Here is a 12063-nt window from a genome sequence, read left to right on the forward strand (position 1 = left end):
ATGACTGCACCAAGGACGCGGCACGCCATCGTCGCCGCCACCGCGACCGCCCTGACCCTCTCCGCGTGCGGCGCGGACGGCTCCGGCGACGGCGGGCAGGAGGTCACCCTCTGGATGTACCCGGTGATCGCCGACCAGGCCGCGAGCAAGGAGTTCTGGGACACGGCGGAGGCCGACTTCGAGAAGGCGAACCCCGACGTCGACCTCGCGATCGAGCTCCAGACCTTCGACAAGCGCGACGCCCAGATCTCGGCGGCGCTGGCGGCCGGGTCCGGGCCGGACCTCGTCCTCATCACACCCGACCAGGCGGCCACGTACCACGCGATCGGGGGCCTCCTGCCGGTCGACGACGCCGTGGCCGACATCAGGGACGCCTTCTACCCGGCCGCGCTGGACTCCGCCACCATCGAGGACGAGCTCTTCGGAGTTCCGATCTTCCAGAACGTCTTCACGACCGCCTACAACACGGCGATCTTCGAGGACGCCGGCCTGGCGCTGCCCCGGACCTGGGACGACCTGCGCGCCGCGGCCCCCGAGCTCGCGAAGGAGGGGATCGCGGTCATGGACTACGCCGGCAGCCCGGAGCAGACGCTCAACCTGTCCTTCTACCCGTTCCTGTGGCAGGCCGGCGGCCACGTGTTCACCGACGACGGCGCCGACGTCGCGTTCGACTCCCCCGAGGGTGCCGAGGCCCTGCAGCTGCTGGTCGACCTCCAGCAGGAGGGCGCGCTCCCACCGGACGCCGCGACCGACGGTCCCGCGGTCGAGGGCGCACCGATCGCCCGCGGCGAGGCCGCGATGCGGGCGACGACCTCCCTGACCGAGTACGGCCAGCTGCAGGCCGCCGTCGGCGACGACTCCGCCGCGCTCGGGCAGCCTCTGACCGGCGCCGAGCAGGTGACGTACGGCAACGCGGGGCTGCTCTCGCTGACGTCGATCAACGACGAGTCGAACCGGCAGGCGGCCTACGACGTGCTGGCGTTCATGAGCACCCCCGACTTCCAGGAGTCGCTCAACGCGGCAGCCGGCAACCTGCCGACCCGCACCGACGTCGCCGTGGACGACAGCGACCCCGCGGTGGCCTCGATGGCCGAGGCGCTCGAGCTCGCGTACCCCGGCGAGCCCTCGCCCGCCTCTCGGCAGGTGATGGCCGCGCTCGCCCCGAAGATCCAGGCCGCGCTGCGGGGCGACATGAGCGCCGAGGAGGCGCTCGCCGCCGCGGCCGAGGAGTCGCGGCAGATCCTCGCCAACACCCAGCCCTGATCGCTGCGTGCCCCGGCTCCTGCCGGCACGCGCACCCCCGAGGAGCCGGTGATGACCACCGCCGCCACATCCCCCGTCCCCACTTCCACGCCCAGGCCCGGTACGCGCGCACCGCGCTCGGACGCTCGACGCAGGTCCCGCCGTCGCGAGGCCCTAGCGGGCCTGCTGTTCGTGCTGCCGACCCTCGCCATCTTCGTCGCCTTCAAGTTCCTGCCGATCGCGGGGGCAGGGGCGATGAGCCTGACGCGCTACCGGCTGGGCGGCGACGTGACCTACGTCGGCGCCGACAACTACGCCCGCCTGATCGCCGACGACGCTTTCTGGGCGAGCCTCCAGGTGACGCTGCTGTACGTCGTCATCTTCGTGCCGCTGATCCTCGCGGTGTCGTTGGCGGCCGCCGTGCTGCTGGACGCGCAGGTGCGCCTGTCGGGCACGTTCCGGTCGCTGCTGTTCGTGCCGTACCTCAGCTCGTTCGTGATGGCGGGGATCATCTGGTCCTGGATCTTCGCGACCGACGGTCCACTCAACGCGGCGCTCGACGCGATCGGGGCCGGCCCGGTTCCGTTCCTGTCCGGGTCCCAGCTGCTCGTGCTCGCGTCCCTCGCGGTCGTGTCCGTGTGGAAGGGATTCGGCTACTCGATGCTGATCTTCCTCGCCGGCCTGAAGGCCCAGCCGGCGGACGTCCACGAGGCGGCCCGGATCGACGGCGCAGGGGCCTGGCAGAGGTTTCGGCGCATCACGTTCCCGATGCTGCGGCCGGTCACGTTCTTCATCCTCGTGATCGAGACGATCGTGGGCTTCCAGGTCTTCGACACCATCTACGTGATGACTGGCGGCGGCCCGAACCGCGTGAGCCACAGCCTCATCTACATGCTCTACGACCAGGGCTTCAAGTTCTTCGACTACGGCTACGCCGCCGCCGTCGGCATCGCCCTGTTCGTCATCGTCCTCGTGCTCTCGCTCGTGCAGCGCCGCCTCGTCGAGGGAAGGGAGTCGGCATGACCGGCCCGGTGATCGCCTCCGCCCCCAGCAGCCCCCCGGCGGTCGGTCCGGGCTCCGCCGTCCGGCCCGCCGCCGCGAGGGTCCTCGCGGGTCCGGCCCGACGGCGGGGAGGAGCTCGTCCCGGCCGGGTCCTCCGCGGCGTCCTGATGACCCTGCTGTCGGTGTTCACCGTCGTCCCGCTGCTCATGGTCGTGGTGCTGGCGCTGTCGCCGGCCGACGCGCCGACGATCCCCTACGCCCTCCCCGACTCGCTGACCCTCGACAACCTCGCGACGGTGCTCCAGGTCGGCGCGTTCCCCCAGTGGTTCGCGAACTCCCTCGTCTACGCGACCGTGTCGGTGGTCGTCGTCCTGCTCACGGCCGCGATGGCCGCCTACGCGCTGGCACGCAAGCGGTTCCCCGGGCGCAACCTGCTGCTCTGGTCGATCGTGGCCACCCTCATGGTGCCGATGCAGGCCACGCTGATCCCGACGTTCATCCTGGTCGCCCGGGTGAACGGGGTGAACACCCTGTGGGGCCTCATTCTCCCGACCCTGGCCAACGCCCAGGCGGTGTTCCTCATCCGGCAGTTCATCCGCGACCTCCCCGACGACGTGTTCGAGGCCGCCCGGCTCGACGGGGCCGGCGAGTGGCGCACCTTCGTCTCGATCGTGCTACCGCTGATCAGGCCCATCCTGGCCACGCTCGCGATCTTCGTGTTCCTGTGGCACTGGAACGACCTGCTCTGGCCGCTCGTCGTGGGCCAGTCCGACGAGGCCCGCACGCTCACCGTCGGGCTCGCCACCCTCAACACGGAGACGGTGTCGACCGCCAACGTCATGGCCGCGGCGCTCATCAGCTTCGTCCCGTGCCTGATCATCTTCGTCCTGCTCCAGCGCCAGATCGTCGCCGGCATCCTCTCCGGCGCCGTGAAGGGCTGACCCGACCGGACCGCCCGGAGGTTCCCTGCATGTCCGAGAACGAGACCGCTCCCGGTGCCGAGCCCCTGCGGTTCGGACTGATCGGCGTCGACTCGCCGCACGCACCGTCGTTCGCCCGGCTCCTGGGCGACGGGCGCACGGGAGCGGTGCGCGGTGCGCAGGTGGCCCTGGCGTGGCGGGGAGTGGCGGCGCAGGACTTCCCTCTCGCCCGCGACCGGATCGACGACCTGGCGGCCGACGTGTCGGCACGCGGCGTCGCGTGGTGCTCGAGCCCCGAGGAGGTGGCCGAACGTTGCGACGCGGTGCTCGTCGTCGCCTCCGACGCTCGGACGCACCCCGACTACTTCCACCGCGTCGCGGGCTTCGGCAAGCCCGTCTACGTCGACACCCGGTTCGCCCTCACCACTGCCGACGCCCGCGCCATGCTCGACGCCGCGCGCGACTCGGGGGCCCTCGCGCTCGCCGGGTCACCGAAGCGGTTCACCCCCGAGCTCCGCGACGCCGCCTCCCCGGGCGTCCCCGTCGAGCGGATCGACCTGGTCGGTCCGCTGCCGACCCAGCCGGGGCACCCGGTGCTCGACTGGTACGGGGTCCACCTCGTCGACCTGGCGGTCGCCGTGATGGGTCCAGGGTGCGTCCGGGTCGACGCCCGCGCCGACGGTCCCGTGACCCTGACGTGGGAGGACGGCAGGGTGGCGACGCTGGACGGCGAGCCGCAGTGGTCGCCCACGACCCGGGGTGCGATCCGCACGGCGGACGGACGGCGTCGTGACCTCGTGATCCACGCCGGCGAGCCGATGCTCACCGGCCTCCTCGAGGCCCTCGTCGCGGCGTGCCGCACCGGCGTGCCCACCGTCCCTCCCGCCGAGGTGCTCACGGTGGTGGCCGTCGTCGAGGCGGCCCGCGCGAGCCGACTCCGCGGGGAGCCCGTGCGGGTCGACCCGCAGCCCCAGCAGTCCCGTTCCTGACCGCGACGGTGTCGGGGGGTTCTCCGCGTCGACGTCGCAGGCTGAGCCCGATCGCCGGTCCGCGGGAGCGCTGGCGCAGGATGGGGGCATGGACTCCCTGCACGAGCTGACCGCCGTCCGGCTGCGCGAGCTGCTGCGGGCCGGCGAGCTGACCCCCACCGAGGTGGCCGACCACTACCTGGCGCGGATCGCGCGGGCCGACCCCGACCTCGGCGCGTTCGTCACCGTCACCCCGCGGGAGGCCCGCGCTCGGTCGGCGGAGCTGGAGCGCGAGCGCCCCGGCGCGCGCGGCCCGCTCTGGGGGCTGCCCAGCGGCGACAAGGACCTGTGGATGCGCGCGGGGGTGCCGGCCGGCTTCGGTTCGCGAGCGTTCGCGGGCGCCGACGCCGTCGTGCCGCCCGTGAGCGACGAGATCGTCGACGTCCTGGACGCCGCGGGCACCGTCAGCCTGGGTCGCACGACGGCCCCCGAGCTGGGCTTCCCCGCGTACACCGAGCCGCTCGCGGGCCCGGTGGCGCGCAACCCGTGGAACCTCGGGCTCGGGGCGGGCGGTTCCAGCGGCGGGGCGGCCGTGGCCGTCGCCGCCGGCCTGCTCCCCTTCGCGCCGGGGTCCGACGGCGGCGGGTCCGTCCGCATCCCGGCCGCCGCGTGCGGGATCGTCGGGGTCAAGCCGAGCCGCGGCCTCGTGCCGGCGGGGTCAGGGCAGGAGTCGCTGGGCGGGCTGGTGGTGAACGGGCCGCTCGCCCGCACCACGCAGGACGCGGCGCTGCTGCTGGAGGGCATGCTCTCGTGGACCCACGACGGCCGCGTCGCGCACCCGCTGACGCTGCGGGCGCCATCCGCCCACGCGGGCGAGTACCTCGCCGCGGCACGCCGGGGGGAGGTGGCGGGCAGCGGCGGCGAGGACGTGCAGGGCCGGTTCCGGGTCGCCGTCACCACCGACTCCGCGTGGGACGACTTCTACGAGATCGTGACGTCGCCCGAGGCGGCGGCGGCGCTCGACGCCGGCGTCGCGACCCTCACGGGACTCGGGCACGACGTCGAGGACCTGTCGCTCGAGCCCGAACCGACCTACGGGCCGGCCTTCCGCACCCTGTGGATGGCCGGGGCGTCGGCCGTGCCGCTCGACGACCCGGACCGCCTGGACCGGCTGGAGCCCCTCACCCGCTGGCTGATCGGGCGGGGCCGCCAGGTGCCGGCGCGCGCGCTCGCCGAGGCGCTGCGGGCGCTCACGGCGTTCGAGCGACGCCTCGTCGCCCAGGTGACGCGGTACGACGTCGTCGTCACGCCCGCGCTCGCGATGACCCCGCGGCCGGTCGGCTGGTTCGACCCCGAGGACCCCGAGCGCAACTTCACCCAGCAGTGCCAGTACACACCGTGGACATCGATGCTCAACGTGGCAGGGCTCCCCGCCGTCACGGTGCCCACGCACCAGACCGCCGACGGCCTGCCGATGGGGGTCCAGCTGATCGGTGGCCCGGGCGCCGAGACGACGCTGCTCGCGCTCGCCGCCCAGCTCGAGGACCGGCTGCACTGGGCCGACCGGCACCCGCCGGTCTGGTGAGCCCGGCGTCGTGAGCCCGGCGTCGTGAGCCCAGCGTCGTAAGCCCGGCGTCGTAAGCCCGGCGTCGTAAGCCCGGCGGCGCAGTCTCTCCCCGCAGACCGCTCACTGCTCCGTCCCGGAACGGTCTTCCCCTGCACGCCAGACCGGGCTAACGTACCCCTCAGGGGTATATACCCCTGAGGGGTACACGAGGGAGTGAACGCCATGTCCGAGACCGAAGCCTCCGTCCCGCGGCGGCGCGCGACCGTCCGCCCCGCTCCGCCCGGCACTGCGCCGCCCAGCATCGCCTGGCTCGTCGCCTGGACCGCCGTCGGCGTCGTCGCCGGCCTGGGCATCGTCGTCGGGCTGGGGGCGGTCGAGGCCGCCGGCGGGCAGGACGTGTTCCTCGGCGTCACGGCGGCGGTCCCCGCGACCGCGGTCGGCGTCGCCGCCGTCTGCTATCTCGCCGCCGCGGCCACGGGCCGCCGCTGGATGGGCTGGGCCGTGCTCCCGGTCGCGAGCGCGCTGCCGGCGCTCCAGTACGCGGGGGTCCCCCGGTGGGCCTCGTTCGGCGTCGTCGGGCTGGGACTCCTGGCGTACGGGCTGGCCCGTCACCGCCCGGCGACGGGGACGCAGGCGGCCGCGATGGTCGGCTACTACGGCGTCGCGGTCGCGGCGACCGCCCTGCCGCCGCGCGTCGGGCTCGTCGTCGCCGCGCTGGCCCTCGGAGCGCACGTCGCGTGGGACGTCGTCCACTACCGGCGCGACGTCGTCGTGCCCCGCTCGCTGACGGTGTTCTGTCTCGGGCTCGACGTCACCGCCGCCGCCCTGTGCGTCGCGTTCGCCGTCGCCGCCTGAGACCGCGCCCGCCCGCATCCCCAGGTGCGGGCGGGCCCGGTGGTGCCTACCGTCGTGACCCGAGGAGTTCGTTCGACGGAAGGAGCACCGATGGGACTCGGCGACAAGGCCAAGCACCTCGCAGAAGAGGCGGGGGGCAAGGCCAAGGAGGCACATGGCAAGCTCACCGACGACGAGAAGCGGGAGGCCGAGGGGAAGGCCCAGCAGGCCAGCGCAAACCTCAAGCAGGCGGGCGACGACGCCAAGGACGCGTTCAAGGGCTGACCCGCCGTACGGCGAAGGGGGCACCACCGCTGTGGTGCCCCCTTCGCGACTCCCGGTCGTGACCCGTGCCGGACCGTCAGACGGTGGGGACGACGGCCTCGCGCTGCAGCCCCGGGTGGTCCCTGATCCTCCACACGACGACGAGCAACCAGACCAGCACCACCAGGGTGGCGACGCCGAGCACCAGCAGCGCCGCCGGGAGCACGATGCCGGCGGCGAGGGCCAGGGTCATCAGGACGTCGGCCGCCGCCAGGACGACGTGCGCCGTGCGGACGTTCCGCACCCGGCGAGCGGTGACCGGCTCGGCCGCCACGACGTGCATGATCCCCGTGCACGTCGCGAACACGAGGACCAGCGTCACGGCGGCGTCGACCGCCTCGATCAGCTGTGCCGCGTCGAGCGGCACGAACCCCGGCACGAGGACGACCAGCGAGACGAACGCGCCTGCCACGGCGGCCGCGGCCGCGATCTTGAACGCCCCGTCACGGGAGCCCAGGCGCCGCAGCGCCACCGCGAGCATCACCCAGCCCACGACGTCGGGCGTGAGGTCGAACCCGTCGATCCGCAGGTCCCCGACGACGACCAGCAGACCCCAGAAGAACAGCAGCAGGGGCTTCATGCGCGGAGCCTAGCGGGACGAATCCGACAACACCGAAGTCGGCGACGACGAGCGGGGCGAAGCCGGCGGCGCGTCAGTGCCGCCGCTCCCTCACTCCTCGGGCAGGCAGCCGAACGCCTCGTCCGCGCCGAGCGCGGCGGTGGCGAGCAGGCCCTCGAGGCCGGAACCCTCGGGCACGGGGCGAGGGTCGTCGACCACGACCCACAGGCCGTCGACCACGTCGTAGCGCGCCCGCGGCCCGTCGGTGACGAGCGCGCGGACGGCGGCGACGAGCCGCTCCACCTCCTCGCCCGCGGTGCCCAGGCCCACCGACGCGCGCACGGCCCCGGCGTCGAAACCCAGCCGGCCGAGCAGCGGGTGCGCGCAGAACCGGCCGTCGCGCACGCCGATGCCGTGCTCGGCGGACAGGTAGGCGGCGACCAGGCCCGGGTCGTACCCGGCGACCGTGAACGTCACGACGCCCACGGGGTCGACGGCGTCGTCCCAGACGTGCACCACCTCGACCCGGTCGACCTCCCCGAGGCCGTCGACGAGCCGGCGCCGCAGGGCGTCCTCGTGCGCGGCCACCTCCCGCGGGTCGAGGGCGGCGAGCTCCTCGCAGGCCGCCGCGAGCGCGACGGCGCCGACCACGTTGGGCGACCCGGCCTCGTGCCGCGCCGGGCCCTCGTGCCACTCCGTCGTCGCGGCGCGCACGCGGCGCACCGCGCCGCCGCCGGCCAGGTACGGGGTGCCGGCGTCGAGCCAGTCGCGGCGCCCGACGAGCGCGCCCGCGCCGAACGGCGCGTACGTCTTGTGGCCGGAGAACGCGACGTAGTCGACGCCGGTCTCGGCGAGGGAGAAGCGGCGGTGCGGCACGAGCTGGGCGCCGTCGAGCACCACCCGGGTGCCCGCGCCGTGCGCGGCGGCGACGACCTCCGCCACGGGCAGCGCCTCCCCCGTGACGTTGGAGGCGCCGGTGAGCGCGAGCAACGCGTACGGGCGTCCCGCGGCGAGGGCGGAGCTCAGCTCCTCCTCGATCTCGGCGAGCGTCGCCGCGACCGTCGGGCCGCCGGTGACGACGGTCGCGTCGGTGACCCGCTGCCAGGGCAGCAGGTTCGCGTGGTGCTCGATGTCGAGCACGAGCACGCGGCCCGGCTCGCCCGTGACCGGGTCGGCCGGGACGCAGCCCGCGAGCAGGTTGAGGGAGTCGGTGGTGTTGCGGGTGACGATCGTCAGGTCGGTCTCGCGCGCTCCTACGAACGCTCCGATCGTGCGGCGCGCCGTCTCGTAGAGCGCGGTCGAGACCTGCGACAGGTAGCCGGCGCCGCGGTGCACGCTGGCGTACAGCGGCAGCACCTGGGTGACGCGGTCGGCGACGGCCTGCAGCGCCGGGGCCGACGCCGCGACGTCGAGGTTCGCGTACGTCACCTGACGGCCGTCCACGAGCGGGACGAGCGTGTCGCCGCCGACGACCGGCAGCACCGGGGCGACGTCGTGGACGGGCGCGGCGGAGAGCTCCGGCGTCACCGTCTTCTCCGGGGTGAGCGTGGTCATGCGTGGTCCTCCTCGGTGGTGCCGGGGAGAGACCTCCCCGCGCTTGCCCGACGCCGGTCGGCGCGGGCCAGGTCGTCACCCGGGGCACCCCGCCGCGAGAGGAGGGTTGCCGGCCAGCGAGCCGGGGCTTGTCGCTGGCGCTCTTGACCTGTGCACCATGCTCCGGGCGTCGCCGCGCGGCGTCAAGCGCTGGGACGGCCTTCTCACGATGCGGGCACCGACTGGCCGCGCGGGCGCGCGACGGCAAGAGTCCGGGGCATGGCCACCGCCCACGACGTCTCCGTCCGCCGCGCCACGACGTCCGACGTCGACGCGCTGCTGCCCCTGTTCCTCGGCTACCTGGCCTTCTACGACGCCGAGCACCCGCCCGAGAGCGCGCGGGGCTTCCTCGCCGAGCGGGTGGAGAGCGGCGACGGCATCGTCTTCGTCGCCGAGTCGGGCGGGCGGGCGCTCGGCCTGGCGCAGGTCTACCCGACCTTCTCCTCGCTCGGGCTGCAGCGGGTGTGGACGCTCAACGACCTGTTCGTCGACCCGGAGGCACGCGGCGCCGGCACCGGCCGGGCGCTCGTGCGCGCGGTCGTCGCGGCGGCGCGCGAGGCGGGGGCGCGCAGCGTGCAGCTCAGCACCGCCTGGGACAACGTCGAGGCGCAGGCGCTCTACGAGGCCGAGGGGTTGGTGCGCGAGCGGGAGTTCGTCACCTACTCCCTGTCGCTCGCCTGACGGCGGTGGTCAGAAACCGCCGCCCGCGCCGTCACGCCAGCCGAGGACGTTGTCGGCGCCCTGGGGATACGGCCCGTCGTGCGGGCGCGTCCCGTCCGGCTGTCCCGGCGGCGGAAGGTCGCGAGGCCGCTCGAGCGGCTCCTCGTGCTCGCGGCGGAACCAGCTCTTGATGGTCGCGACGATCCCCATGGCCGGCCTCCTCGTTCACCCGCCGCCGTGACGGGTACATGACCGGAACTTTACTCCGGGCGAGGTCGACTTCGCGCGCCGCCGTGCGGACGACCGCGTCGCGAGACGGGGTGACCAGCCCGCGGACGGCTGTCGTACGATCGCCATGACCATCCCGAGCGGCCGAGTGACGTGGCACGTCGACGCCGCAGCAACCCGCGGGCCGGGGCGCCGCCGACGGCGCCACCGTCCGGACGAGGGTGCTACCGCCACGACCGATGGGAGGAACACGATGACGCCCCAGACCGAACCCCGCCCCGCCATGGGCTATGCCGGCGACCTGACCCCGCAGCAGGCGTGGGACCTGCTCGACGCCGACCCCGACGCCGTCCTCGTGGACGTGCGCACCGAGGGCGAGTGGCGCCAGGTCGGCGTGCCGGAGACCGGCACGCTCGGCAAGGGCGCCGTCCTCGTCGAGTGGGTCAAGGCCGGCGGCCGCCCCAACGCGGGGTTCCTCGCCGACCTCGCCGCGGCGGGCGTCGTGCCCGGGCGACCGGTCGTCTTCCTGTGCCGCTCCGGACAGCGCTCGATCGGCGCGGCGCGGCTCGCGACGTCGGCCGGCGTGGGCCCGTCGTACAACGTGCTGGAGGGCTTCGAGGGCGGCGCCGGGTTCGACGGCGTCCGCGACCGCGAGGGCTGGAAGGTGCGCGGCCTGCCGTGGGGCGCGTACGAGGACGCGACGGCGGCCGCCGCCGGGTCGGGCGCGGAGGGCGCGCGGTGAGCGCGCCGCACATCCCCACCGGCCCCGCCGCCGACGACGTCCTGCACGGCGGGTCGGGCCGCGGCCCGCTCCCCGCGAGCGCCCGCCCCGCGACGCTCGCCGTCCGCGGCGGCCACCGCCGGACCGAGTTCCAGGAGACGTCCGAGGCGCTGTTCCTCACGCAGGGCTACACGTACGACACGGCCGCCGACGCCGAGGCCGCGTTCTCCGGCGACCTGTCCCGGTTCGTGTACTCGCGGTACGGCAACCCGACGGTGCACACGTTCGAGGAGCGGCTCCGGCTCATCGAGGGCGCCGAGGCCTGCTACGCCACGGCGTCGGGCATGTCGGCCGTCTTCACGACGCTCGCCGCGCTCGTGTCGAGCGGGTCGCGCATCGTCTCGGCGCGCGCCCTGTTCGGGTCCACGAACGTCATCTACGACGAGATCCTCGCCAAGTGGGGCGTGCAGGTCGACTACGTGGACGGGCACGTGACCTCCCAGTGGGAGGAGGCGCTCGCCACGCCCGCCGACGTCGTGTTCTTCGAGTCGCCGTCCAACCCCATGCAGGACCTCGTGGACGTGCGCCGGGTGGCCGAGCTCGGGCACGCTGCGGGCGCCGTCGTCGTGGTGGACAACGTCTTCGCGACGCCGGTGCTGCAGAAGCCGCTCGAGCTCGGGGCGGACGTCGTCGTGTACTCCGCGACCAAGCACATCGACGGCCAGGGGCGCGTGCTGGGCGGGGCGATCCTCGGTTCGCGGGAGTTCCTCACCGGCCCCGTGCAGACGTTCATCCGCAACACCGGGCCGTCGCTGTCGGCATTCAACGCGTGGGTGCTGCTCAAGGGCCTGGAGACGCTCGACGTGCGGGTGCGCGCGCAGAACGCCGCCGCGCTGCAGGTCGCGACGGCACTGGAGGGGCTCGACGGGATCGCCGGCGTGCTCTACCCGTTCCTGCCGTCGCACCCGCAGCACGAGCTGGCGAAGTCGCAGCAGTCCGGGGGCGGCACGGTCGTGACGTTCGACCTCGCCGTGCCCGAGGGGACCGACCCCGAAGCGGCCAAGAAGCGCACCTTCGCGTTCCTCGACGCCCTGCAGATCGTCGACATCTCCAACAACCTCGGTGACGCGAAGTCGATCATCACGCACCCCGCGACGACGACGCACCGCAAGCTCGGCCCCGAGGGCCGCGCCAAGGTCGGCATCGCCGAGACGACCGTGCGCCTGTCGATCGGGCTCGAGGATCCGCGGGACATCATCGAGGACGTCGAGCAGGCCCTGCGCGTCTGACGACATCCACCAGGTGTAGACGCAGGCGCACCGGCACGGAGCCGCCGTGATGACGGCGAAGCTGGACGACTTCCGGCCGTGCGATCACCTCGTGCGGGTGCTTCCCCCCGCTCCCCGCACCACCTGACCGCGTCCCGCGTCCGTGCTGCGGGTGTC

13 protein-coding genes and 1 riboswitch are annotated in these 12063 nt (G+C 74.1%); of the genes, 10 read left to right on the forward strand and 3 right to left on the reverse strand.

Annotated features, from left to right (window positions below):
- The 7 genes from ABD254_RS06865 to ABD254_RS06895 all read left to right on the forward strand — a co-directional run bounded on the left by ABD254_RS06865 (position 1) and on the right by ABD254_RS06895 (position 6818).
- Positions 1 to 1263 (forward strand): ABC transporter substrate-binding protein, encoded by a 1263-nt coding sequence (locus ABD254_RS06865; protein ID WP_344246915.1) that lies wholly within the window; start codon positions 1 to 3, stop codon positions 1261 to 1263.
- Between the two features lie 171 nt (positions 1264 to 1434).
- Positions 1435 to 2265, forward strand: a complete 831-nt coding sequence (locus ABD254_RS06870; RefSeq protein WP_344246917.1) for a carbohydrate ABC transporter permease — start codon at positions 1435 to 1437, stop codon at positions 2263 to 2265.
- Complete coding sequence (locus ABD254_RS06875) at positions 2262 to 3185, forward strand: carbohydrate ABC transporter permease (RefSeq protein ID WP_344246919.1); 924 nt, start codon at positions 2262 to 2264, stop codon at positions 3183 to 3185. Before ABD254_RS06870 ends, ABD254_RS06875 begins: the two co-directional genes overlap by 4 nt.
- A gap of 29 nt (positions 3186 to 3214) precedes the next feature.
- Entirely contained in the window at positions 3215 to 4153 is a 939-nt protein-coding gene (locus tag ABD254_RS06880) for a Gfo/Idh/MocA family protein (RefSeq protein WP_344246921.1), read from the forward strand.
- A gap of 88 nt (positions 4154 to 4241) precedes the next feature.
- Complete coding sequence (locus ABD254_RS06885) at positions 4242 to 5717, forward strand: amidase (protein WP_344246923.1); 1476 nt, start codon at positions 4242 to 4244, stop codon at positions 5715 to 5717.
- 204 nt (positions 5718 to 5921) lie between these two features.
- Positions 5922 to 6554, forward strand: a complete 633-nt coding sequence (locus tag ABD254_RS06890) for a hypothetical protein (RefSeq protein ID WP_344246925.1) — start codon at positions 5922 to 5924, stop codon at positions 6552 to 6554.
- A gap of 90 nt (positions 6555 to 6644) precedes the next feature.
- Positions 6645 to 6818, forward strand: a complete 174-nt coding sequence (locus ABD254_RS06895; protein WP_344246927.1) for a CsbD family protein — start codon at positions 6645 to 6647, stop codon at positions 6816 to 6818.
- A 76-nt stretch (positions 6819 to 6894) separates the two neighbouring features.
- Here ABD254_RS06895 and ABD254_RS06900 read toward each other — a convergent pair whose 3' ends face one another.
- Together ABD254_RS06900 and ABD254_RS06905 are read right to left on the reverse strand one after the other, a co-directional pair.
- Positions 6895 to 7437, reverse strand: a complete 543-nt coding sequence (locus ABD254_RS06900; RefSeq protein ID WP_344246929.1) for a hypothetical protein — start codon at positions 7435 to 7437, stop codon at positions 6895 to 6897.
- A gap of 90 nt (positions 7438 to 7527) precedes the next feature.
- Complete coding sequence (locus tag ABD254_RS06905) at positions 7528 to 8970, reverse strand: aminotransferase class V-fold PLP-dependent enzyme (protein WP_344246931.1); 1443 nt, start codon at positions 8968 to 8970, stop codon at positions 7528 to 7530.
- Positions 8971 to 9004: 34 nt separating this feature from the next.
- Positions 9005 to 9119: riboswitch (SAM riboswitch) on the reverse strand.
- Positions 9120 to 9228: 109 nt separating this feature from the next.
- Here ABD254_RS06905 and ABD254_RS06910 point away from each other — a divergent pair.
- On the forward strand, positions 9229 to 9690 hold the full coding sequence (locus ABD254_RS06910; RefSeq protein WP_344246933.1) for a GNAT family N-acetyltransferase: 462 nt from the start codon (positions 9229 to 9231) through the stop codon (positions 9688 to 9690).
- A 9-nt stretch (positions 9691 to 9699) separates the two neighbouring features.
- Here the strand turns inward: ABD254_RS06910 and ABD254_RS06915 are convergent, their stop codons facing one another.
- Positions 9700 to 9879, reverse strand: a complete 180-nt coding sequence (locus ABD254_RS06915) for a hypothetical protein (RefSeq protein ID WP_344246935.1) — start codon at positions 9877 to 9879, stop codon at positions 9700 to 9702.
- A gap of 271 nt (positions 9880 to 10150) precedes the next feature.
- Between ABD254_RS06915 and ABD254_RS06920 the strand changes: the two genes are divergently transcribed.
- Positions 10151 to 10639 carry a rhodanese-like domain-containing protein gene (locus ABD254_RS06920; RefSeq protein ID WP_344246937.1) on the forward strand — a complete coding sequence of 163 codons (489 nt, stop codon included), beginning with the start codon at positions 10151 to 10153 and terminating at the stop codon, positions 10637 to 10639.
- Positions 10636 to 11907, forward strand: coding sequence for an O-succinylhomoserine sulfhydrylase (locus ABD254_RS06925; RefSeq protein ID WP_344246939.1), 1272 nt, complete (start codon positions 10636 to 10638; stop codon positions 11905 to 11907). The genes ABD254_RS06920 and ABD254_RS06925 overlap by 4 nt, the downstream gene beginning before the upstream one ends.
- The last annotated feature ends 156 nt before the right edge of the window (positions 11908 to 12063 follow it).

The sequence above is a fragment of the Isoptericola hypogeus genome (genome assembly GCF_039531145.1).
Classification (GTDB): domain Bacteria; phylum Actinomycetota; class Actinomycetes; order Actinomycetales; family Cellulomonadaceae; genus Isoptericola; species Isoptericola hypogeus.

Excerpts from the sequence above, each read along its gene's own strand:
- ABD254_RS06915 (WP_344246935.1), bottom strand. The coding sequence starts at position 9,879 with ATGGGGATCGTCGCGACCATCAAGAGCTGGTTCCGCCGCGAGCACGAG.
- ABD254_RS06895 (WP_344246927.1), top strand. The coding sequence starts at position 6,645 with ATGGGACTCGGCGACAAGGCCAAGCACCTCGCAGAAGAGGCGGGGGGC.
- ABD254_RS06890 (WP_344246925.1), top strand. The coding sequence starts at position 5,922 with ATGTCCGAGACCGAAGCCTCCGTCCCGCGGCGGCGCGCGACCGTCCGC.
- ABD254_RS06865 (WP_344246915.1), top strand. The coding sequence starts at position 1 with ATGACTGCACCAAGGACGCGGCACGCCATCGTCGCCGCCACCGCGACC.
- ABD254_RS06900 (WP_344246929.1), bottom strand. The coding sequence starts at position 7,437 with ATGAAGCCCCTGCTGCTGTTCTTCTGGGGTCTGCTGGTCGTCGTCGGG.
- ABD254_RS06875 (WP_344246919.1), top strand. The coding sequence starts at position 2,262 with ATGACCGGCCCGGTGATCGCCTCCGCCCCCAGCAGCCCCCCGGCGGTC.
- ABD254_RS06880 (WP_344246921.1), top strand. The coding sequence starts at position 3,215 with ATGTCCGAGAACGAGACCGCTCCCGGTGCCGAGCCCCTGCGGTTCGGA.
- ABD254_RS06920 (WP_344246937.1), top strand. The coding sequence starts at position 10,151 with ATGACGCCCCAGACCGAACCCCGCCCCGCCATGGGCTATGCCGGCGAC.
- ABD254_RS06910 (WP_344246933.1), top strand. The coding sequence starts at position 9,229 with ATGGCCACCGCCCACGACGTCTCCGTCCGCCGCGCCACGACGTCCGAC.
- ABD254_RS06905 (WP_344246931.1), bottom strand. The coding sequence starts at position 8,970 with ATGACCACGCTCACCCCGGAGAAGACGGTGACGCCGGAGCTCTCCGCC.
- ABD254_RS06885 (WP_344246923.1), top strand. The coding sequence starts at position 4,242 with ATGGACTCCCTGCACGAGCTGACCGCCGTCCGGCTGCGCGAGCTGCTG.